Below are 20,677 nucleotides of genomic sequence, written 5' to 3' on the forward strand. Positions count from 1 at the left end.
CATGACCGATGCCCAGGACGATGCCGCTGACAACGCTCGGGCCGATGCCCCGGACGACGCGTTCCCCGACACCGGACTCTCCGAGCGCGACCGCGCGATCCTCGCCCTGGAGCGCCGGGACTGGGTGACCGGTCCCGGCGCCAAGGAGCGGGCCGTGCGCGAGCAGCTCGGCCTGGTCCCGGTCCGCTACTACCAGCTCCTGAACGCCCTGCTCGACGATCCCCGCGCCCTCGCGCACGATCCGGTCACCGTGAACCGGCTTCGGCGGGTCAGGGAGTCCCGGCGCGGGGAGCGTTGAGCGTAGGGTCGGGCCCATGGGTGACCCTGTGTACTTTCCCGAGCTGCCCGAGCCCGTGACCCCCGCCGGACGCGAGGGTCTGGCCGCGCTCCTGGCGCGGCCCGGGAAAGCCGTGATCGCGCTCGACTTCGACGGCACGCTCGCCCCGATCGTGGCCGACCCCGAGCAGGCCCGCGCCCACCCCGGCGCCGTCCCGGCCCTCGCCGCGCTCGCGCCGAAGGTGCGGTCCGTCGCCGTTGTCACGGGCCGCCCGGCGGGCGTGGCGGTGCGCTACGGCGGCCTCGCGGGCGTCCCCGGCCTCGAACACCTCGTCGTGCTCGGGCACTACGGCGCCGAGCGCTGGGACGCCGTCTCCTCCACCGTGCACGCGGCCGAGCCGCACCCCGGGGTGGCGTCCGTGCGCGCCGAACTGCCCGGCTTCCTGGACGGGATGGGCGCCTGGCGCGGCACGTGGATAGAGGAGAAGGGCCGCGCGGTCGCGGTGCACACCCGGCGTGCGGCCGACCCGCAGGCCGCCTTCGAGGCGCTGCGCGAGCCGCTCGCCGAGCTGGCGTCCCGGCACGGCCTGATCGTCGAACCGGGCCGTCTGGTCCTGGAGTTGAGGCCCCCCGGCATGGACAAGGGCGTGGCCCTCGCCGACTACGTACGCGAAGTGGGCGCCGAGACCGTCCTGTACGCGGGCGACGACCTGGGCGACCTGCCCGCCTTCGCGGCCGTCGAGAAGCTCCGCTCGGACCAGGTGCGGGGCCTGCTCGTGTGCAGCGGCAGCGCGGAGGTGGCGGAGCTTGCCGAGCGGGCCGACCTGGTGGTGGACGGCCCGCAGGGCGTGGTGGAGCTCCTTGGCTCCCTCGCCGCTCAACTGCCCTGATCGGCACCGAGGTCGGGCGGGTCGGGGATGGGGTTGCCGAAGTGGTCGCGGGGCTGGGAGGTCCGCCACTCGAACGATTAGGCCCTCAGCGCCCGCAGCTGGTCCAGGAACCACTGGGCCGGGGGCAGAGCCGTGGCCGCCGCCGCGAGCCGCTTCGTTCGTTCCGCTCGTTCCTCCGCCGGCATCGACAGCGCCGCGTGCAGAGCCGAAGCCGTGCCCGTCACGTCGTACGGGTTCACCACGAGCGCGTCGTCGCCCAGCTCCTCGTACGCCCCCGCCTCTCGCGAGAGAACCAGTGCGCACCCCTCGTCGGAGACGACCGGCACCTCCTTGGCGACCAGGTTCATGCCGTCCCGGATGGGGTTCACCAGGGCCACGTCGGCCAGCCGGTACGCCGCGAGCGAGCGCGCGAAGTCGTCCTTCACGTGCAACACCACCGGCGTCCAGCCGGCCACACCGAAGCGGGAGTTGATTTCGTCGGCGACCCGCTGCACCTCCGCCGTGTAGTCGCGGTACACCGCGAGATCCTGCCGGGAGGGGTACGCGAAGGCGACGTGCACCACCCGCTCGCGCCACTCCGGGTGGGACTCGAGCAGCTCCCGGTACGCCAGCAGTCCCCGGACGATGTTCTTCGACAGTTCCGTCCGGTCCACCCGGACGATCACCTTCCGGTCGCCGGAACCCCCGATCTGCTCCCGCAGCGCGACCAGCCGTTCCTCCACGTCGTCCCGCCGCGACCGCTCCCGCAGGAAGTCCGCGTCCGCCCCGAGCCCGTGCACCCCGATGCGCGTGCCTGACGTACCGCCGAGGACGGCGACGCAGCACTCCGTGAACGCGTCCGCCCACCGCCCGGTCAGGAACGCGGCACGGTCGGCGCCGAGGATGCCCCGCAGCAGCTGCTCCGCGATGTCGTCCGGCAGCATCCGGAAGTAGTCCACCGGCGCCCACGGCGTGTGCGAGAAGTGGCCGATGCGCAGGTCGGGGCGGAGCTCCCGCAGCATGCCCGGCACCAGGGCCAGGTGGTAGTCCTGGACGAGGACCGCCGCGTCCGCACCGGCGCTCTCCGCGAGCGCCTCGGCGAAGGCCCGGTTGTAGGTCTCGTACGCCGCCCACTGCGCCCGGAACTCCGCGCCGAAGGCCGGTTCCAGCGGGGTCTGGTAGAGCATGTGGTGGACGAACCACAGCACCGAGTTCGCGATCCCGTTGTATGCGTCGGCGTGCACGCCCTCGTGCGAACCCGCGTCGATGTCGAGCATCCGCACCCCGGGCTCGCCGACCCCGCGCCGCACGGCCTCACGGTCGCCGTCGCCCAGCGCCGCGCAGACCCACAGGGCCGCTTCCCCGTCGGATTCGCCGATCGCGCTGAGCCCGGAGACGAGACCGCCGCCGCCGCGCTTGGCCGTCAGCTCCCCGTTCTCCTCCAGGGTGTACGTGACGGGGCCGCGGTTGGACGCGACGAGGATCTGGGCGGAGGCGTGCTCGGAGACCATGTGGCGAACCTAGCCCTTCCGGGATGGGCTCAAACGTACGGGCGCTCATCGCTGGTCGCGTCTGCTCCTCGCCGCCGCCACCGCCAGAACGCCCAGCGTGAACAGGGAGATCGCCAGACCCGCGTACAGCATGGTGTCCGACTCGCCGCCCGTGTCGGCCAGTTCCCCCGGCGTGCTCCCGCGGCTCACGGTCCCGGCCTGCTGATGCCCCGGAACGGGCCGTACCGGTGCGTCCATGACCATGGTGCCGGTGGCCCTGATGTCGCCGTACGGCGATTCCGCGGCGGCGGGCGCGGTGGCCGCTCCGAGTGCTCCTGCCACGAGAATGGCCGTCGTCATGGCCACGGCACCGACGCGTCGCGCGCTTCCCATTACCTGTCTGAGCCACATAAGTGGGGAATGTAGACAAAATGCTCGGTTCTGGGTGGTTACGCCACGCGGCGGGCCGTGTACTCCGCTATGCCGCACATCGGCGGGCGCTCCTCCGTGTCCACCGAATGGGTCCGCGGCTCGAACCCGTGCTCGCCCCGTTCGAACTGGGTGAGTTCGGGGCGCACGAGATGCCCGCGCGCGAGCCGCAGCTGCGCCGTCCGGTAGATCGCCGCCGCCATCCGCCCCAGCGCCTGCCCGTCCTGGTGCCGGTGCTTGCGCACGCCGACGTCGACCTGCGCGAGCGCGTCCAGGCCCACCGTGTGCAGCGCGTCGACGAGCAGGCCCAGCTCCACTCCGTAACCGACGGGGAACGGCAGCCGCTCCAGGAGGGACCTGCGCGCCGCGTACTCGCCGCCCAGCGGCTGGACGAACCCCGCGAGCTGCGGCCAGTGCATGTTGAGCAGCGGGCGCGCCATCAGCTCCGTGACCCGGCCGCCCTGACCTGCCGCCTCGCCCAGGGGGCGGTCGTACATCGCCTTCACGAAGTGCACGTCGGGCTCGGTCAGGAGCGGGCCCACGATGCCGGTGACGAAGTCCGCCGAGAACTCCCTCAGGTCCGCGTCGACGAACGCGACGATGTCACCGCCGGTCACCAGGAGCGAGCGCCACAGGACCTCGCCCTTGCCGGGCACGGCCGGGATGCGCGGCAGGATCTCGTCCCGGTGCACGACCCGCGCGCCCGCCTCCCGCGCGACCTCGGCCGTACGGTCCCGCGAGCCGGAGTCGATCACCACGAGCTCGTCGACGAGGGGAGTCCCCTCGACCAGCTCGCGGCGGATCGCGGCGACGATCTCGCCGACCGTCCCCTCCTCGTCGAGCGCGGGCAGGACGACGCTCACCGAGGCTCCCGACGCCCGTTTGGCGTCGAGCAGCGCGCTGAGCGGACGGTCGGCAACGGACCAGGAACGCCTGGTCAGCCAGCGCTCGGCCTCTTCCAGCACGGGTGGCTCCTCCTGTGTGTGGCCTACATGTGATCCATCTCGCGGTTCGGACGACTATCTCAAGGGTCCAGGCCGTCGGTTACAGTCTTGAACAACGCGGATGACCATCGCATGTCGGGGGTCATCGCGTAACAAATGCCCCGGGCCCCTGAAGCCCGGCGCCATACCGCTCATCCAGAGGGGCAGAGGGATACGGCCCGTTGAAGCCCCGGCAACCATCCCGCCGACCGCGCACGCGAGGTCTCGGTGGGGAAGGTGCCAATTCCGTCTCGCGGCGAAATGCGTCGCGAGGAAGATGAGGAGAAAGGGCCTCGCCTCCATGGCTGCGCAGACTGTCGCAACGAACGACACCACCCCCTCCACCACGGGTTCCGTGGACCTCGGCCCCGCGTCCGGCCTCTCTTGCCGCGAGTGCGGCGAGCTCTACGCGCTGGGCCCGATCTTCGCCTGCGAGGCCTGTTTCGGCCCGCTCGAAGTCGCGTACGACCTGCCGACCGGCGACCCCGAGGCACTCCGGAAGCAGATCGAGTCCGGCCCCGACAACATCTGGCGCTACGCGCCCCTGCTGCCCGTCCCGGCGAACGTCGCCGAGAAGCCGAACATCAACCCCGGCTGGACCAAGCTGGTCAAGGCCGACAACCTCGCGCGTGAACTCGGCGTCGAGCAGGGCAAGTTGTTCGTCAAGGACGACTCCGGCAACCCGACGCACTCCTTCAAGGACCGCGTCGTCGCGCAGGCCATCGAGGCCGCGCGCGCCTTCGGCTTCACCACCCTCTCCTGCTCCTCCACCGGCAACCTCGCGGGCGCCGTCGGCGCCGCCGCCGCCCGCGCCGGCTTCCGCTCCTGTGTGTTCATCCCGCACGACCTGGAGCAGGGCAAGGTCGTCATGGCCGCGGTCTACGGCGGCGAGCTCGTCGGCATCGAGGGCAACTACGACGACGTGAACCGCTTCTGCTCCGAGCTCATCGGCGACCCGCTGGGCGAGGGCTGGGGCTTCGTGAACGTGAACCTCCGGCCGTACTACGGCGAGGGCTCCAAGACCCTCGCGTACGAGATCTGCGAGCAGCTCGGCTGGCAGCTGCCCGACCAGCTGGTCATCCCGATCGCCTCCGGCTCGCAGCTCACGAAGATCGACAAGGGCCTCAAGGAGCTCATCGAGCTGGGGCTCGTCGAGGACAAGCCGTACAAGATCTTCGGTGCGCAGGCCGAGGGCTGTTCACCGGTGTCGACCGCCTTCAAGGCCGGTCACGACGTCGTGCGCCCCCAGAAGCCGGACACCATCGCCAAGTCGCTCGCCATCGGCAACCCCGCCGACGGGCCGTACGTCCTGGACATCGCGCGTCGCACGGGCGGTGCGGTGGAGGACGTGAACGACGAGCAGGTCGTCGACGCGATCAAGCTCCTCGCTCGGACCGAGGGCATCTTCGCGGAGACCGCGGGCGGGGTCACGGTCGGCGTCACGAAGAAGCTGATCGACGCGGGCCTCATCGACCCGACCTTGACCACGGTTGTGTTGAACACGGGTGACGGGCTCAAGACTCTTGACGCTGTTGCCGAGACGTCTCAGGCGACCGCCACGATCCGCCCCAGCCTGGACGCGTTCCGCGCCGCCGGGCTCGCCGGCTAGCTGCCGTAGGGCCTGACCGCCGTCCTCGACGGGCGGTCGTGGTCCGTCCTCGCGCAGTTCCCCGCGCCCCTGAAAGGGGCCCCACACACCCCGAGGTGAAATCATGAGCGTGAACGTCCGTATCCCCACCATCCTCCGCACCTACACCGGCGGTCGGTCCGAGGTCGCCGCGGAGGGTGCGAATCTCTCCGAGGTCATCGCCGATCTGGAGAAGAACCACGCCGGTATCGCGGCCCGTGTCCTGGACGACCAGGGCAAGCTGCGGCGTTTCGTGAACGTTTACGTGAACGACGACGACGTCCGCTTCGAGCAGGGCCTGGAGACGGCGACGCCGGACGGTGCCGGGGTCTCCATCATTCCCGCCGTCGCCGGTGGTTGATTCTTTAAAGAAATACCCTGCGTAATCTCCATTGCCCCCTCCGCGAGAGAAGCGGAGGGGGCAATTCCATGTGGTTGAGCGCGGTACAGTTGGGAAGCGAGCTTCCCTGTTTGTGCCGAGCGCATATACGAAGTCGCCCCGAGGGCGACAAGAAGTAGCCAAAGTGCCCCGCCCATTTGCCCCTCTCGTGGCATTTGCCTGGCCCGACTTGCCCTGAACTCCGGCGAATTCTTCGCATATTACCGATCAGGCGTGCCCAGAATTCTCGTCCGATTGACCTGTTGCAGAGGGCAGTTGGACAGATACATTCAGCCGCGGTCGACGCGTTCCGGCGCACGCCTCCACAACCCATTGGGGGGGTGAGGTCTGACCCGGGTCCGCGAAGTGCGGGTCCGTGCAAGGGCCAGTAATAGGGGAGTTAGGCATGGCTCAGGGCACCGTCAAGTGGTTCAACGCGGAGAAGGGGTACGGCTTCATCGCGGTCGACGGTGGTGCGGATGTTTTCGTCCACTACAGCGCGATTCAGATGGACGGCTACCGCACCCTTGAAGAAGGTCAGCGAGTGGAGTTCGAGATCTCGCAGGGCCAGAAGGGTCCGCAGGCGGACATGGTCAAGCTCGCCGTCTGATCTCGGCGCGATCGGCCAGTGACTTAGAGAGTCACGAGGGGCCCGTACCCGACAGGGGTACGGGCCCCTCGTGCGTGCGCCCCTCGTACGTCTGGGATCCGCGAGAGGCGCTTGCACTCGTAGGGGTCGAGTGCTAATCATTGGGCTTAGCACTCTCCGAGTGAGAGTGACAGAACTTGGATCGGGTCGGTGAGGCCCGCAGGCCGGGTGGGGCAAGGAACCACAAGGCTTGCAGGCCGTCCGTCGCGGGCGCTGGCGCGATCCGGAAGCATGCCACCCCTGTCCGGGAGGACCACTTCACATGGCCAAGATCATCGCGTTCGACGAGGAGGCACGGCGCGGCCTCGAGCGCGGCATGAACCAGCTCGCCGACGCCGTCAAGGTGACCCTGGGCCCCAAGGGTCGCAACGTCGTCCTCGAGAAGAAGTGGGGTGCCCCCACGATCACCAACGATGGTGTTTCCATCGCCAAGGAGATCGAGCTCGAGGACCCGTACGAGAAGATCGGCGCCGAGCTGGTCAAGGAGGTCGCGAAGAAGACGGACGACGTCGCCGGTGACGGCACGACGACCGCGACCGTCCTGGCGCAGGCGCTGGTCCGCGAGGGCCTTCGCAACGTAGCCGCCGGTGCCAACCCCATGGCCCTCAAGCGTGGCATCGAGAAGGCCGTCGAGGCCGTCTCGGGTGCCCTCCTTGAGCAGGCCAAGGACGTGGAGACCAAGGAGCAGATCGCTTCTACGGCCTCCATCTCCGCCGCCGACACCCAGATCGGCGAGCTCATCGCCGAGGCGATGGACAAGGTCGGCAAGGAAGGCGTCATCACCGTCGAGGAGTCGCAGACCTTCGGTCTTGAGCTTGAGCTCACCGAGGGCATGCGCTTCGACAAGGGCTACATCTCGGCGTACTTCGCCACGGACATGGAGCGTATGGAGGCGTCGCTCGACGACCCGTACATCCTGATCGTGAACTCGAAGATCTCGAACGTGAAGGACCTCCTTCCGCTCCTCGAGAAGGTCATGCAGTCCGGCAAGCCGCTGCTGATCATCGCCGAGGACGTCGAGGGCGAGGCCCTGTCGACCCTGGTCGTCAACAAGATCCGTGGCACCTTCAAGTCCGTTGCCGTCAAGGCCCCGGGCTTCGGTGACCGCCGCAAGGCCATGCTCGGCGACATCGCCATCCTCACCGGTGGCACCGTCATCTCCGAGGAGGTCGGCCTCAAGCTGGAGAACGCCGGTCTCGACCTGCTCGGCCGCGCCCGCAAGGTCGTCATCACCAAGGACGAGACCACGATCGTCGACGGCTCCGGTGAGAGCGACCAGGTCCAGGGTCGCGTCAACCAGATCCGCGCCGAGATCGAGAACTCGGACAGCGACTACGACCGCGAGAAGCTGCAGGAGCGCCTGGCGAAGCTCGCCGGCGGTGTTGCGGTCATCAAGGCCGGTGCCGCGACCGAGGTGGAGCTCAAGGAGCGCAAGCACCGCATCGAGGACGCCGTTCGCAACGCGAAGGCCGCCGTCGAAGAGGGCATCGTCGCCGGTGGTGGCGTGGCCCTCATCCAGGCCGCCGCTGTCTTCGAGAAGCTTGAGCTCGAAGGTGACGAGGCCACCGGTGCCGCCGCTGTGAAGCTGGCCCTTGAGGCCCCGCTGAAGCAGATCGCCGTCAACGCCGGCCTTGAGGGTGGCGTCATCGTCGAGAAGGTGCGCAACCTGCCCATCGGTCACGGCCTGAACGCCGCGACCGGTGAGTACGTCGACATGATCGCCGAGGGCATCCTCGACCCGGCGAAGGTCACGCGCTCTGCCCTGCAGAACGCCGCGTCCATCGCCGCGCTGTTCCTCACCACCGAGGCCGTCATCGCCGACAAGCCGGAGAAGGCGGGCGCTGCCCCGGCCGGCGGCGGCATGCCGGGCGGTGACATGGACTTCTGATCCGCCTCCGGCTGATCAGCGGTTCATCGCTACACGCGAACCGAGGGCGGCACTCCTTCTCACGAAGGGGTGCCGCCCTCGGGCGTTTCCCGGTGCGTACGGGGCGTGCGGCTTACGAAAGACGGTCCATGATCCAGGTGCAGAGTTCTTCCGTGACCAGGGTGTGGCCCTCGTTGTGGGAGGCGCAGAGGTACTCGTCGAGCTCGCTGTCCCCGGAGTCCTCCGGGAACGGGTCGTGCAGCTTCTCGTGGGTGTCGATGTCGCGCAGGGCGACCGCGCTCACCGAGGGGACGAAGCAGTGCTCGCGGGTCTCCGCCTCCGAGCCGAGGCCGATGATCGCGGGGATCTTGTTCAGCTCGTCGGCGAGGATGCCGAAGCCCTCCAGGGTGCCGCCGGGCGCACCGTCGATCTCGGGCATGCCCGAGGTGCGGATCTGCGGCTTGCGCAGGGTCACCACGCGGAGCTGGGCGACGAGCTTCTCCTCGCCCGCGGGCTGCGTGTAGAGGTGGGTGCCGGTGATGCCGAGGCCCTTGCCGTGGAACGCCCGTACGCCGGGGTCGATGCCGTTGGCCACGCCGGTGCGCACGCCGTTGGCGACGCCGATCTTCTTCGGGCGCCTGGGCCAGCCGCCCACCCGCTCCAGCTCGGCGAGGAACTCGATGCGCTCCTTGTCGGTCTCCGGGGAGTCGTCCCATTCGGAGATGTGCTGCCACAGGAGCTGGCGCGCCGCCGGGCTGTTCATCTGGTTCGAGAAGGCCGCGTTGAGCCGCCGGATGTAGTGCGCGAACGACTGCAGCGCGATGGGGATCCAGGCGCCGCGGTGCGGGCTGTCGAAGGAGAAGTACAGCTCGGTCTGGTGGTCGACGTTGTCGTGCTCCATCTTGGCGAGCGCGTACCGCGTGACCAGGCCACCCATGCTGAAGCCGCCGACGGTCAGCGGGTGGTTGCCGACGCGCCGCGCGATCGCCTCCTGGATCGCCGACCGTGCGGCCCTGGCGTTGTCCAGGATCGAGGCGCTGCGCTCGTCGAAGCCGAGCAGGATGACGTCGTAACCGCGCTGCCGCAGCTCCGTGAGGAACGGGTACGGGCCCCGCTCAAGGATTTCCCACGAGAAGTCCAGGTCGCTCGGCCCGCTGTTGAAGCCGTCGCCCAGGATCACCGGCTTGGTGAGCCCGCGCCCGGGGTCCGCGAGATACACCCAGGCCCTGCCCTCCGGCAGCGTCCACTCCTGGTCCGGCTCGGGTGCGGCGGCGGGGGCTTCCCTGGCCTCCCTCGGGCCGGGCGCCAGCGTGATGTTGGCCGCGGCCCCGAGAGCCTCCGCGATCTGCTGTTCGTCGGGCTCGTTCGGCTCGTTGAACTCGGTCATGAAGGGTCCCCTCCGGTTGTGCGTCTTCGATGACGGCAGGTGCCATCCTCGATACGCGCGGTAGGCGCCGAAAGACGGCAACCGTGATTCACCGGGCGGACGGGGGCCTTTCGGACAACGGGCAGTTGGCCACTTTCGCCTGTGCGGTACGGGGGCGCGGGCCGCGCTGCCTGGGCGAGGGGGCGCGCGGCGGTTACGGGTGGGCCGGGAGGATGCTCGACTCGGTCAGCTTCTGGCCGCTGGGGGCGGGGAAGTATGTCCCGAAGGTGACCCGGGGAGGGGCTGGTCCGGCATCACGCCATCGTGCGGCGGGTCAGCGTTCGTAGTGGTACCGGCAGGAGGCGATGCGGATCTCGTCCTCGACGAGCTTGTAGATGAGGCGGTGCTCATCGGTGATGCGGCGGGACCAGTAGCCCTGGAAACCGTGCTTCAGAGGCTCGGGTTTGCCGATGCCCTCGTTGCCGTTGCGCGCGATGTCCTGAAGGAGCGTATTGATCCGCTTGAGAACCCTGCGGTCCTGCGTCTGCCACCAGACGTAGTCCTGCCAGGGGGACTCGTCCCAGACGAACTTCATTCGGCGAGCTCCCTGACTGCGCCGCCACCGCTCTCCAAGCGGTCGATGGAGGCCAGCAGGCGGCGGGCGTTCTCTGGGTTCCGTAGCAGGTAGGCCGTCTCCTTCAGGGACTCGTACTCCTCAAGCGCCACGATGACGACCGGCTCCCGGCCCGCGCGGGTCACTATGACTTCCTCGCGGTCGTCCGTGACCGCGTTGAGCGTCTCGGCGTACTTCGCTCGCGACTCCGTGTAGGTCATGGTGCGCATCGTGGCCTCCTGGGGTGTACGGCTTCCTGTACGTACAGGAAACTGTACGGCCCAGGTCTTGGGTGGGCAAATGGGTTCATGCGTGTGTCCTTTCCTGGGGGCTGCGGGCGGCGGCGCGTGCCGCTGCCGCGTGGGAGTGGACCGTTGCGGGTGGCAGGAGCGCCTCGCGGCGTGGGGCGGGTTCGCCCCGGCACGGGCCGCACAGGCCGCCGGGGAGGGCTTCGGGGCGGCCGGGTGTCCCGCATCTGCCGCACTCCAGGACACGGAGGGCGGGGCGGGGGACTGGTTCCGGCGGGAGCTTCGTCGTGAGGCGGTTGCGGATGAGGGCCGCCGGGCTGTGGACGGGGGTGGGGAGCCCTGCGGTCAGGGCGCGGAGTACGTCCGGCTCCGTGGCGCCGCGCGTGAACCACTCGGTGACCTGGGGTTCCAGGGCGACGCAGTCCGCGTACGAGAGGGACAGGGCGGGAGCCGTGCGGCCGAGAGCCGCGAGGAGGATGAACGCGCGGCTGCGGGTGGGATGTCGGGGTCTCTCCGAGTCCGGTTCCGGCACGTCGCCACGCGTGAAGGCCGCCCACCACGCGTCGTCCCGTGCGGTCCGGGAGAACCACGTTCGAGTGACCCAGCGGGCGGTGCCTGATCCGTGTACGTGTTCCTTGCCGCGACGCAAGTGCCCTGCCGCCTGAATCCTGTTGAGGGCGGTACGGAGGGCGCACTGGCCGTACGGAAGGTGCTTGGCCAGGGTCTTTACGGAGATGTCCGCGCCGTCGGGGAGCCGGTCGAGGATGGCTGCGATGGCCGCCTCGCGGGGCGGGAGGTGGCGGAAGTCATGGTTCGTGCGGGGGAGTTGTTCGGGTGCCGAACGTTTTCCGTAGGCCGGACTTGCCATGGGGTGAGGGTCTGCGTGCGCGGGGCGGAAGGCAGCACTAAGCTTGGCGTCAGCCATGGATCGAGCCTCTTTCGATCTTGATGGTCAGACCCCCGCAGGTGTTCCAGCACCGGGCGGGGGTTGTTCGTTATTCGGGCACGCTAGAGCGTTGTCACGCTGCGTGGCAAGTCGCCTTCCGAAAGTGATCGGGTTCGCCAACTCCAAGGGGGGGAGGGCGGGTTGAGACCCGCCTCCCGTTCCTTGAAAAGAGGGCTCGGCGCTGGTCGCTTGAGCCCCGGGGTCAGTTGGCCTTGAGATCCGCGAGGAACGCGGACCAGGCCGTGGGCCGGAACACGAGCTTCGGGCCGGTGGGGTTCTTGGAGTCGCGGACGGGGACGAGGTGCGGGTGCCCGTCGGCCACTTCGAGGCAGTCGCCGCCGCTGGCGCCGCTGTACGTGGACTTACGCCAGCGGGCGACCTCCAGGCAGTCGCCACCGCTTCCGCCGCTGTAGCTCGACTTGTGCCAGACCGCCGTGCTCAGGTCGTACTCGTACTCACGGGTGCTGTTCTCCATGCTCGTAATCCTGCGCCACCGACTCGATCAGAGCCAGGGATTCCTTCGGGGAGAGGGCGGCAGCCTGAAGGAGGTTGAGCAGCAGGGTGTGGCGGGCGACAGTGGCCGGGTCGTCGAGGAGCTTCCCCATGTTCGGCCCTTCAACGAAGGTGAGTGGAGGTGCGTCCTCGAACTCCATCAGCTTCAGGTGGCCCTCCATCGCAGCGTGTGCCCCTGCTTCGAACGGCAGTACCTGCACGATGATCCGGTGCTTGCGAGCGAGTCCCGCCACGTGGCGCAAGGCCTCCGCCATCACTCCATCGCCGCCAACCACTCGCCTGAGGGCCGCCTCGTCAACAATCACCCACAACAGCGGCGTTGTTGGGTTGTCGAGCAGACTGGCGCGTTCGAGTCGCACCTCTACTTGGGCGTCGATCAGGTCGTTCGTTGCCGTTGGGTGGTAGGCGCGGAAGACCTCTGTCGCGTACGCCTTCGTCTGCAGCAGCCCCGGGATCAGCAAGGTCGCGTACTGCTTGATGGCCGTCGCAACCGCCTCAGCCTCCGCCGCCTCAGCGAAGTGATCCGGGTACTTCGACTTGGCGACCGCCTTGCAGTTGCGGGCGAAGAAGCCCCCCGTATCGAGGACCTCGTCGAAGTGCTGGGCGTACTCCAGGTGCATCCGGCGCGTACCGGCCTCCAGCTGGCCGATGAAGGAGCCGCTGACGAACAGGGGCGCGCCGAGGGCCTCCTGGCTGATCCCCTTCCGTTCGCGGGCGTGGCGCAGCTCGCAGCCGAGGAGGGCGCGGGGGTTCGAGGAGGGGTCGAGGTCCTTGGGGCGCGTCACGGGCAACTCCTCATCCAACAAGGCCGTTTGTTGGGACGTGGTTGCTTCTCAGGGTACGCAGCACCGGACACGCTGGGTGATGAAACGCAATACCCAGTGTGAAAGGCGGAGGTCATGGCGCTGACGGCGGAGGAACGGGTGCGGGCGGCGGAGGAGGCCGTGCGGCAGTTGAGATCGGGGCTCGAAGAAGTCGGCGTCACGCTGCCGTCGCTGCGGATGGACCCGCTGACGGCGGCGGCGGAAGGGGCCCTGCCGCTGGTGGAGTTGGGGCGCTGCAACCTCGACACGGCGCTGCGGCTGGCCGCCGTTCTTGAGAGTGGGGCGAGGTGAACGGCGACCCGGATGTGCCGGAGGCGGGGACGTACGCCGTCGACTACCGGGACGGCAGCGTCGGGCAGGTGATGGGGTGCGAGGGCGGGCTCGTCCATCTCAGGCCGCTCGGCGGGGGCCGGGAGTGGGACTGCCCGCCGGAGTCCCTCGGGCAGGCCCCGCCGGGCGAAGTGCTGCGGGAGAAGGTGAGGCGGCTCAACCGGGAGCGGCGGCTGCCGTGAACGCGGGAACGGGGACGGGGGCGGAGGCAGGGATCAGCGGACCGGGAAGCCGAACTCGTAACCCTGCTGCTTGAGCTGGGGGATGAGGCGGCGCAGGGACTCGACGGTCTGGGTGCGGTCGCCGCCGGCGTCGTGGAAGAGGAGGGTCGGCCCGTTGGGCAGTTCTCGCTGGACCGTGGCGACGATGGCGTCCGTGCCCGGATGCTCGAAGTCCTTGGTGTCCACGTTCCAGCCCAGCGGGCGCATGCCGTGGGAAGCGGCGAGCTTGCGGCTGTAGGGGGTGAACGCCCCGCCGGGGGCGCGGTAGTACATCGGCCGTACGCCCCCGGACGCCTTGGTGATCATGCGTTCGGCGTCGACTATCTGCTTCGACTGGTAGGTGTTGGTGTCCTTGTCCATGGCGGTGTTGTGCGAGACGGAGTGGTCGCACAGGCGGTGCCCGGCGGCGACGACCTTCTTCACCATGTCCGGGTGGGCCTCGGCCTGCGTGCCGACCATGCAGAACGTGGCCTTGACGTCGTACTCCTTGAGCACGGCGAGTACTTGAGGGGTCCAGACGGGGTCGGGGCCGTCGTCGATGGTGAGGTTGACGCCGCGCTTCCCCTTCTCCGAGGAGTGCGCGATGGTCGCCGCGACGGGCTTGACGGCGCTCGGCTTCTTGGCTGCCGGTGCGTCGTGCGAGGTGCCGGCCTGTGCGCTCCACACGCCCGCACCGGTGGCGAGCATCGTCACCCCGAGCGCCGCCCCGATCATCTTGCCGTACCAGCCACGCCCGCCGCTGTGCCGTGCCATGTCCGCCCCTTTGCGTCCCGTCCCTCACCGCGCCCCGGTCCCGCGCGGCCACCTGGCATGACGAGGAAAACGGGGCAGGGGATGCACCGGGGTTGAGTCCGTTACGGATCACGGACAATTCCGGGGGCGTTCACGGACAACGCGCCGCGAGCGGCGTCCAAAGTCAGGGCGAGCGGGTGCCGTTCGGGGAGAGCCTCAAGCTGCCGGATCCGTTCGCGGCGACCGTCGATACCGCCGATTTTCCCGGCTAGACCGCGGCCGGCGACTTGGCCGGGCCCTCGGACGTGGTCGGGGCGGGGGAGCCCGCGACGACCTGCTCATGGGCCGTCGTGTCGACGTTCAGTTCCGTCAGCATCTGCTTGCTGAAGCCGAAGAAGTACGTCGCGACGAATCCCACCACATAGCCGACCAGCAGGCCGCCGCCGTAGATCGCGATGGTGAGGCCCAGGCCCTTGTTGCCGTCGAGGAGGGGAAACAGGGCCCAGCCCGACGGGCCGATCGCCGTGGAGCCGACCTTCTCGCCGATCATCGAGAAGAACCCGATGAACGCGCCGCCCGCCGCGCCGCCCACGCACGCCGTGACGAAGGGGCGGCCGAGGGGGAGCGAGACGCCGTAGATGAGGGGTTCGCCGACTCCCAGGAAGCCTGCCGGGAGCGCCGACTTGATCGTCGTACGGATCGAGGTGTTGTTCTTCAGGCGCTTGTAGACCGCGATCGCGCAGCCGACCTGACCCGCTCCCGCCATCGCGAGGATGGGGAGCAGGACGGTGAAGCCCTGCTGCTCGATGAGCGTGGTGTGGATGGGGATCAGGGCCTGGTGCAGGCCCAGCATCACGAGGGGCAGGAAGAGACCGCCGAGGACCAGGCCCGCGAAGGCGCCGGTGTTGTCCAGGAGCCAGTTCGCCGCCGTGCCGATGCCCGTGGAGACCTCGCCCGCCAGGAACATCAGGCCGAAGATCGTGACCAGACCGGAGACGAGGACGGTGAGAGTCGGGGTGACCAGGACGTCCAGGGCCTCCGGAACCCACTTCCGGCACCACTTCTCGATGTACGTGGCGAGGACCGCGGCGCCGAGGGCGCCCAGCACGCCGCCCTGGCCGGGAGACAGCTTCTGACCGAACGCCTCGATGTTCGCGACGCCAGGGAAGACGATGATCGCCGCGACCGCGCCGCCCAGGATCGGCGTACCGCCGAACTCCTTCGCCGTGTTGAAGCCCACGAACACCGCGATCAGCGCCATGAACCCGGAGGCGATCGCCGCGAGCGCCGGGGTGATGCCCGGCAGCCACTCCAGGTTGATCAGGAGGCCGTTGATGCCCGCGATGATGCCGCAGCCGATGAGGGCCGGGATCAGCGGCACGAAGATGTTCGCGATGCGCCGCAGGAAGAGCTTGAACGGGGTGGCGTTCTTCTCCTTGCGGGCCGCCCTGATCGCCGCTCCCTGATCTGCCAACTCCTCGGCGGTCAGGACGTGTTCGGGGGCCGCCGCAGGGGTCACTGCCGGAGCCGCCGTCCTGCCCTCCTCCACCAGCGCCTCGAACTCGGGGGTGACGCGGGCGACCGTCCCCGGGCCGAGCACGATCTGGTACGTGTCGTCCTCGACGAGGCCCATCACGGCGGGCAGCGCCTTCAGGGCCTCGTCGTCGACGAGGGAGCGGTCGGCGAGGTTCAGACGCAGGCGCGTCATGCAGTGGGCGATGGACGTGACGTTCTGGGCGCCGCCGACGAGGGGGAGGATCGCGGCGGCTGTGGCGCGGTTCTTGTCAGTTGCCATGTGCGGGGTGCCTTGCTGTGCGTGCGGGTGGCGCTGTTCTTCCAGCGGCTGGGGGAGGTGGGTCAGGTGGTGCTTGTGGTGCGGTTCGTGCGCGCGGTGTCGAGGGCGGCCCTGAGGTGCCCGTCCGAGGCGACGAGCAGGTCGGCGGCCGTGGGGCCGTCGACGCCGCCGAGGATGGTGAGGATGGCGTTCTTCACCTCCCCGTCGGTGGCGGCGAGGGCCGTCTCGATCTCCTCGTCGGAGGCACCGGTGGCCAGGGAGACGATCCGCCGCGAGCGGGCGCGCAGCTTCTCGTTCGACGCGCGTACGTCCACCATCAGGTTTCCGTAGGTCTTGCCGAGCCGGATCATCGTGATCGTCGACAGCATGTTCAGGACGAGCTTCTGGGCGGTGCCCGCCTTCAACCGGGTGGAGCCGGTGAGGAGTTCGGGGCCGACGACGACCTCGATGCCGTGGTCGGCGGCTGCCGCGAGACCGCTGTCGGCGTTGCAGGACAGGCCGATGGTCAGCGCGCCGTACCGGGCCCGCGCGTGCTCGACCGCGCCGATCGCGTACGGGGTGCGGCCCGACGCGGAGACGCCGACGACCACGTCGTCCGCGGTGAGGCGGAGCCCGTCCAGGTCCTCGGCCGCCAGCTCCTTGCTGTCCTCCGCGCCCTCGACCGCCGTGACCATGGCGCTCGGGCCGCCCGCGATGAGGCCGACGACCTCGGCCGGGTCGGTGTTGAAGGTGGGCGGGCACTCGGAGGCGTCGAGCACCCCGAGGCGCCCGGCGGTGCCCGCGCCCGCGTAGATGAGCCGTCCGCCGCGGGCCATGCGCTCTGCGGTGCCGTCGATGGCGGCGGCGATGGCCGGGAGCTGCTCGGCGACGGCCGCGGGCACGGTGGCGTCCTCGCCGTTCATGATCTTCGCGATCTCCAGCGTGGGCTGCCGGTCGATCTCGGAGAGCTCGGGCCGGAACGCCTCCGTGGTGAGCGTGTCCAGCTGGGCGCGGAGTTCGCCGTACGTCTCGCCGCCACCGGGGGCGGGCGAGGGGGTGGCGTCGGCGTCGGTGGTGGAGGTCATGAGGTGCGGCTCTTTCGTGTGCGGCGGGGGGTGGGGGGTGGCGCTGTGCGTCCGGGGGTGGCACGGGGTGGGCCCGGGGTGCGGTGCGTGCGGTGCGTGCTGGGGTGGGCCCGGGGTGCCGGGGTTCTAGCGGCTGCCGCCGCGCGGGCTGTGGCGGTGCGCGAGCGCTTCGTACGAGGCCGCGAGTCGGGGGGCGGCCGTCTCGTACGTCCGCTGGGCGACGCCCACGAACAGGCAGTCCACGACGAGCAGTTGGCTGGTCCGGGAGGACATCGCGGCGGGCCTGAGCTCGCTCTCGCGTGCGGTGGAGGTGGTCAGGATGTGATCCGCGTACTGCGAGACGGGACTGCCGGGCCGTCCGGTGATCGCGATGGTCGTGGCCCCGCGCTCGAAGGCGACCCGCAGCGGCTCTATGACGTCACCGGTCGATCCGGAGTGCGTGATCGCGATCGCCACGTCCTTGGAGTGCAGGGTGACGGCGTTCGTGACGGCCAGGTGCGGGTCGGAGTGCGCATGGGCGATGTGGCCGATGCGCAGCAGCTTCTGCGCGAGGTCCTGGGCGACGAGACCGGAGGCGGCGACGCCGTAGATCTCGGTGCGGGGCGCGACGGCGAGGGCGGCGACGGCGGCGCCGAGCTGGACGGTGTCGAGGCCGCCCGCGGTGTCGGCCAGGGTCTGCTGCTCGTCGTACGCCAGCTTTGCCACGACGTCCGCGATCGGGTCGTCGACGGCGATGTCGGCGGTGACGGCGGGCGCGCGGCCGGACTGCTGCTGGGCGGCGAGTCCGGCAAGGGCGAGCCGCAGGTCGCGGTAGCCGGGGTAGCCGAGGAGACGGGCGGTGCGGACCACCGTGGCCTCGCTGGTGCCGGTGAGCTCGGCGAGGCCGGTGACCGTGAGGGCCGCACAGCCCGCCGGGTCGCCGGCGACGGCTTCGGCGACCAGCTGCATGGAGCGGGTCATGGACGGCGCGAGGGTCCGCACCTTGGCCGCGAGGGCCGCTGGGGCGGGGGGCGCGGCGCCCGCGAAAATTTCCTTCACGTCATTGGTCACGCTTGAAAGATATTTTCGGAGGGCGGACGGGTCAAGACCCCTTTGGTCCCGGGTTGAGGTTCCGGGGGCGGTGGATCTTGGGTTGCCCGGCGGGTTGCCCGGCGGGTTGCGCGTGGGGTGGACAATGGCTGCATGGACGCGATCGACCCTCTGGAGCAGGCGCTGCACGCCGCTCGTGCACTTGTCCTCGCCGACCTGGTGGCCCGCGAGGTCGCCCAGGCCGAGGTCGTCTCGCTGGTCGAGGAGTCGGTGGCGCACCGCCGCTGGTGGGTCGAGCAGTGGCCCGAGGGCGTCGAGTACGTGGCGGGGCTCGTCGCCCAGGACGTCCAGGACGCGCTCCTGGAGCGGTACGGCCGCTGGCCGGTCTGCCCGGTCTGCGGCTCGGGCGACCCGCATGCCCTGGACGTGGAACCGGAGTTGGGCCCCGACCCGCACTGGGTGTGCGGCAAGGCGGGCGTGGTCGTGGCCCCGGTGGGCGGCCTGACGTGACGGTCTACATAGACCCGCCGACGTGGCCGGGGCACGGCCACCTGTGGTCGCACCTGGTCAGCGACATCTCGTACGAGGAACTGCACGCGTTCGCGGCGGGCATCGGCGCCCCCAGGCGCGCGTTCGAGCGCGACCACTACGACCTGCCCTCGCACCGCTACGAGGACGCGGTGCGTGCGGGCGCGGTCGAGATCGGCTCCAAGGAGCTGGTGCGCAGGCTTACGGATGCGGGGTTGCGGAGGCCCAAGGGGCGGCCTGCGTAACGCGGTACGCGGTGAGTGTCTAAGGTGCCGCCATGATCACCGTTCACCTGAAGTACGAGATCGATCCCGACCCCGACCGCGTCGCCGACTTCGAGGAGTACGGGCGCCGCTGGGTCGGCCTGGTCAACCGCTTCGGCGGCGACCATCACGGCTACTTCCTGCCCAGCGAGGGCGACAGCGACATCGCGTACGCCCTCTTCTCCTTCCCGAGCCTCGCCGCGTACGAGCAGTACCGCATCGACAGCGCGACGGACCCCGAGTGCCAGGAAGCGATTGAGCTGGCGCGCCGGACGGGGTGCATCCGGCGTTACGAGCGCAGGTTCCTACGGCCCCTGGAGTGAGGGTGCCTGGCGGGCGGCTTCGGGCGTGGAGGTTCCGGGTCCGGCGGCTTCGGGTCCGGAGGCCGTGACGACGCGGCTCGGGGTTTTGCGGTGCAGGCGCAGTGACACCGTGACGGCGGCGATGGCCACCGCCGTCATGGCGGCGCCCGCCCAGGCGGTGGAGGCGTACCCGAGGTCGAGGTCGATCACCGTGCCGCCGAGCCAGGGGCCGCCCGTGTTGCCGAGGTTGAACGCGGCTGTCGTGGTCGCTCCCGCGAGGGTGGGGGCGGCTCCGGCGACGTTGAACATACGGGCGTTGAGGGCCGGGGCGGTGTAGAAGGCGGAGACGCCGAGGAGGAAGGACAGGGCGATCGCCACGGCCGCCGTACCGGAGAAGAGCGCGAGGGCCACGAGGAAGACCGTCGAGGCCGCGGCGCCGCTCAGCATGACGCCGAAGAGGTGGGCGTCGGCGAAGCGGCCGCCGATCGCCGTGCCGAGGAGTGCGCCCGCCCCGAAGAGGCCGAGGACGGTCGGGACCCAGCCCTTGTCGAGGCCGGCGACGTCGGTGAGGAGCGGGGAGAGGTAGGAGAAGGCGCAGAAGACGCCGCCCGCGGCGAGCGCGGTGATGGCGATGGAGAGCCAGACCTGCCGGTCGCGGTAGATGGCGAGCTCTTGCTTGAGGCGAGGCTTCTCGGCGGGGAGCGGGATGCGGGGGATGAGGGTCAGTACGCCGACGAGGGCGATCGCGGAGGCGGCGCCGACCGCCCAGAAGGCGGACCGCCAGCCGAAGTTGTCGCCGAGGAAGGCGCCGGCGGGGACGCCGAGGACGTTCGCTATGGAGAGGCCGCCGATCATCACGGCCATGGCGCGGGCACGCTGGTTCACCGGGACCATCGCGATGGCGACGGCGGCGCCGACCGCCCAGAACCCGGCGCAGGCGAACGCGCTGACGACGCGGGACGCGAAGAGGATCTCGTAGGTCGGCGCGAGGGCCCCGGCGACCTGGCCGAGCCCGAAGACGGTGATGAGCGCGATGAGGGTCGTACGGCGGGGCAGCCGCAGGGTGGCCACCGCGAGGAGCGGCGCACCGACGACCATGCCGATGGCGAAGGCGGAGATGAGGAGGCCCGCGCGGGGGATGGAGACGTCCATGTCGTCCGCGATGGGGGGCAGGAGCCCCGAGAGCATGAACTCACTGGTACCGAGCGCGAAGACGGCAAGACCGAGGATGTAAACGGCTACGGGCATGCTTTTCCCTGGCCGGGGGACCTCGGAGGCCTCCGAGGCCTGGGGAGCCTCGGGGGCAGGGGCCTTTGGGGCCTGGGAGGCCTTTG

At 70.0% G+C, this 20,677-nt stretch carries 25 protein-coding genes and 1 riboswitch; of the genes, 11 read left to right on the forward strand and 14 right to left on the reverse strand.

The genetic code is table 11. The annotated features are described in order from the left end of the window. Position 1: 1 nt before the first annotated feature. Complete coding sequence (locus AB0E78_RS14710; protein ID WP_361832056.1) at positions 2–298, forward strand: DUF3263 domain-containing protein; 297 nt, start codon at positions 2–4, stop codon at positions 296–298. Between the two features lie 16 nt (positions 299–314). After that, positions 315–1,166, forward strand: coding sequence for a trehalose-phosphatase (gene otsB / locus AB0E78_RS14715; RefSeq protein WP_361832058.1), 852 nt, complete (start codon positions 315–317; stop codon positions 1,164–1,166). A gap of 77 nt (positions 1,167–1,243) precedes the next feature. Here otsB and AB0E78_RS14720 read toward each other — a convergent pair whose 3' ends face one another. From AB0E78_RS14720 to AB0E78_RS14730, 3 genes are all read right to left on the reverse strand, one after another. Continuing rightward, entirely contained in the window at positions 1,244–2,656 is a 1,413-nt protein-coding gene (locus AB0E78_RS14720) for a trehalose-6-phosphate synthase (protein WP_361832060.1), read from the reverse strand. A 45-nt stretch (positions 2,657–2,701) separates the two neighbouring features. After that, the gene (locus tag AB0E78_RS14725; RefSeq protein ID WP_361832062.1) at positions 2,702–2,995 is read right to left on the reverse strand and encodes a hypothetical protein; all 294 of its coding nucleotides are present in this window, start codon (positions 2,993–2,995) and stop codon (positions 2,702–2,704) included. A gap of 89 nt (positions 2,996–3,084) precedes the next feature. Continuing rightward, positions 3,085–4,029: a glucosyl-3-phosphoglycerate synthase gene (locus tag AB0E78_RS14730; protein ID WP_361832064.1), complete on the reverse strand. Its 945-nt coding sequence runs from the start codon at positions 4,027–4,029 to the stop codon at positions 3,085–3,087. A 167-nt stretch (positions 4,030–4,196) separates the two neighbouring features. Further along, positions 4,197–4,331, forward strand: a riboswitch (SAM riboswitch). A gap of 17 nt (positions 4,332–4,348) precedes the next feature. Here AB0E78_RS14730 and thrC point away from each other — a divergent pair. The 4 genes from thrC to groL all read left to right on the forward strand — a co-directional run bounded on the left by thrC (position 4,349) and on the right by groL (position 8,590). Next, positions 4,349–5,656 carry a threonine synthase gene (gene thrC / locus AB0E78_RS14735; RefSeq protein ID WP_361832066.1) on the forward strand — a complete coding sequence of 436 codons (1,308 nt, stop codon included), beginning with the start codon at positions 4,349–4,351 and terminating at the stop codon, positions 5,654–5,656. 103 nt (positions 5,657–5,759) lie between these two features. Then, a complete protein-coding gene (locus AB0E78_RS14740) occupies positions 5,760–6,035 on the forward strand; it encodes a MoaD/ThiS family protein (RefSeq protein ID WP_135334841.1) in 276 nt (91 codons plus the stop codon). Between the two features lie 424 nt (positions 6,036–6,459). After that, complete coding sequence (locus AB0E78_RS14745) at positions 6,460–6,663, forward strand: cold-shock protein (protein ID WP_005315736.1); 204 nt, start codon at positions 6,460–6,462, stop codon at positions 6,661–6,663. Positions 6,664–6,964: 301 nt separating this feature from the next. Further along, complete coding sequence (groL, locus tag AB0E78_RS14750; RefSeq protein WP_160505762.1) at positions 6,965–8,590, forward strand: chaperonin GroEL; 1,626 nt, start codon at positions 6,965–6,967, stop codon at positions 8,588–8,590. 112 nt (positions 8,591–8,702) lie between these two features. Here the strand turns inward: groL and AB0E78_RS14755 are convergent, their stop codons facing one another. From AB0E78_RS14755 to AB0E78_RS14780, 6 genes are all read right to left on the reverse strand, one after another. Then, the gene (locus tag AB0E78_RS14755; RefSeq protein ID WP_361832069.1) at positions 8,703–9,956 is read right to left on the reverse strand and encodes a hypothetical protein; all 1,254 of its coding nucleotides are present in this window, start codon (positions 9,954–9,956) and stop codon (positions 8,703–8,705) included. Between the two features lie 313 nt (positions 9,957–10,269). Beyond that, positions 10,270–10,530 (reverse strand): Txe/YoeB family addiction module toxin, encoded by a 261-nt coding sequence (locus AB0E78_RS14760; protein WP_361832071.1) that lies wholly within the window; start codon positions 10,528–10,530, stop codon positions 10,270–10,272. Next, positions 10,527–10,778, reverse strand: a complete 252-nt coding sequence (locus AB0E78_RS14765; protein ID WP_361832073.1) for a type II toxin-antitoxin system prevent-host-death family antitoxin — start codon at positions 10,776–10,778, stop codon at positions 10,527–10,529. The genes AB0E78_RS14760 and AB0E78_RS14765 overlap by 4 nt, the downstream gene beginning before the upstream one ends. 76 nt (positions 10,779–10,854) lie before the next feature. Continuing rightward, positions 10,855–11,664, reverse strand: a complete 810-nt coding sequence (locus tag AB0E78_RS14770) for a hypothetical protein (protein WP_361832075.1) — start codon at positions 11,662–11,664, stop codon at positions 10,855–10,857. A gap of 280 nt (positions 11,665–11,944) precedes the next feature. Continuing rightward, on the reverse strand, positions 11,945–12,217 hold the full coding sequence (locus AB0E78_RS14775) for a DUF397 domain-containing protein (protein ID WP_361832077.1): 273 nt from the start codon (positions 12,215–12,217) through the stop codon (positions 11,945–11,947). After that, on the reverse strand, positions 12,198–13,040 hold the full coding sequence (locus AB0E78_RS14780) for a helix-turn-helix transcriptional regulator (RefSeq protein ID WP_361832079.1): 843 nt from the start codon (positions 13,038–13,040) through the stop codon (positions 12,198–12,200). Before AB0E78_RS14780 ends, AB0E78_RS14775 begins: the two co-directional genes overlap by 20 nt. A 114-nt stretch (positions 13,041–13,154) precedes the next feature. On the opposite strand from AB0E78_RS14780, the gene AB0E78_RS14785 reads away from it, so the two are divergent. Then, complete coding sequence (locus tag AB0E78_RS14785; RefSeq protein WP_361832081.1) at positions 13,155–13,370, forward strand: hypothetical protein; 216 nt, start codon at positions 13,155–13,157, stop codon at positions 13,368–13,370. Continuing rightward, positions 13,367–13,591: a hypothetical protein gene (locus AB0E78_RS14790; protein ID WP_361832083.1), complete on the forward strand. Its 225-nt coding sequence runs from the start codon at positions 13,367–13,369 to the stop codon at positions 13,589–13,591. Before AB0E78_RS14785 ends, AB0E78_RS14790 begins: the two co-directional genes overlap by 4 nt. Before the next feature lie 33 nt (positions 13,592–13,624). Here AB0E78_RS14790 and AB0E78_RS14795 read toward each other — a convergent pair whose 3' ends face one another. The 4 genes from AB0E78_RS14795 to AB0E78_RS14810 form a co-directional block, all read right to left on the reverse strand. Then, positions 13,625–14,383, reverse strand: a complete 759-nt coding sequence (locus tag AB0E78_RS14795) for a polysaccharide deacetylase family protein (protein WP_361832085.1) — start codon at positions 14,381–14,383, stop codon at positions 13,625–13,627. 247 nt (positions 14,384–14,630) lie between these two features. Further along, complete coding sequence (locus AB0E78_RS14800; protein ID WP_361832087.1) at positions 14,631–16,157, reverse strand: PTS transporter subunit EIIC; 1,527 nt, start codon at positions 16,155–16,157, stop codon at positions 14,631–14,633. A gap of 62 nt (positions 16,158–16,219) precedes the next feature. Next, positions 16,220–17,221, reverse strand: a complete 1,002-nt coding sequence (gene murQ / locus AB0E78_RS14805; protein ID WP_361832089.1) for an N-acetylmuramic acid 6-phosphate etherase — start codon at positions 17,219–17,221, stop codon at positions 16,220–16,222. 126 nt (positions 17,222–17,347) lie between these two features. Beyond that, the gene (locus tag AB0E78_RS14810; RefSeq protein WP_361832091.1) at positions 17,348–18,271 is read right to left on the reverse strand and encodes a MurR/RpiR family transcriptional regulator; all 924 of its coding nucleotides are present in this window, start codon (positions 18,269–18,271) and stop codon (positions 17,348–17,350) included. Positions 18,272–18,403: 132 nt separating this feature from the next. Here AB0E78_RS14810 and AB0E78_RS14815 point away from each other — a divergent pair, with 132 nt between their 5' ends. The 3 genes from AB0E78_RS14815 to AB0E78_RS14825 are packed head-to-tail and all read left to right on the forward strand — an operon-like array spanning position 18,404 to position 19,364. Continuing rightward, positions 18,404–18,760 carry a hypothetical protein gene (locus AB0E78_RS14815; RefSeq protein WP_361832093.1) on the forward strand — a complete coding sequence of 119 codons (357 nt, stop codon included), beginning with the start codon at positions 18,404–18,406 and terminating at the stop codon, positions 18,758–18,760. Then, positions 18,757–19,023, forward strand: coding sequence for a DUF4031 domain-containing protein (locus AB0E78_RS14820; RefSeq protein ID WP_361832095.1), 267 nt, complete (start codon positions 18,757–18,759; stop codon positions 19,021–19,023). The genes AB0E78_RS14815 and AB0E78_RS14820 overlap by 4 nt, the downstream gene beginning before the upstream one ends. A 32-nt stretch (positions 19,024–19,055) precedes the next feature. After that, positions 19,056–19,364, forward strand: a complete 309-nt coding sequence (locus AB0E78_RS14825; protein WP_361832097.1) for an NIPSNAP family protein — start codon at positions 19,056–19,058, stop codon at positions 19,362–19,364. Here the strand turns inward: AB0E78_RS14825 and AB0E78_RS14830 are convergent. Next, positions 19,347–20,591: a Cmx/CmrA family chloramphenicol efflux MFS transporter gene (locus tag AB0E78_RS14830; RefSeq protein ID WP_361832099.1), complete on the reverse strand. Its 1,245-nt coding sequence runs from the start codon at positions 20,589–20,591 to the stop codon at positions 19,347–19,349. The genes AB0E78_RS14825 and AB0E78_RS14830 overlap by 18 nt on opposite strands. Positions 20,592–20,677 lie beyond the last annotated feature (86 nt).

The sequence above is a fragment of the Streptomyces sp. NPDC032198 genome (genome assembly GCF_040636975.1).
Taxonomy (GTDB): domain Bacteria; phylum Actinomycetota; class Actinomycetes; order Streptomycetales; family Streptomycetaceae; genus Streptomyces.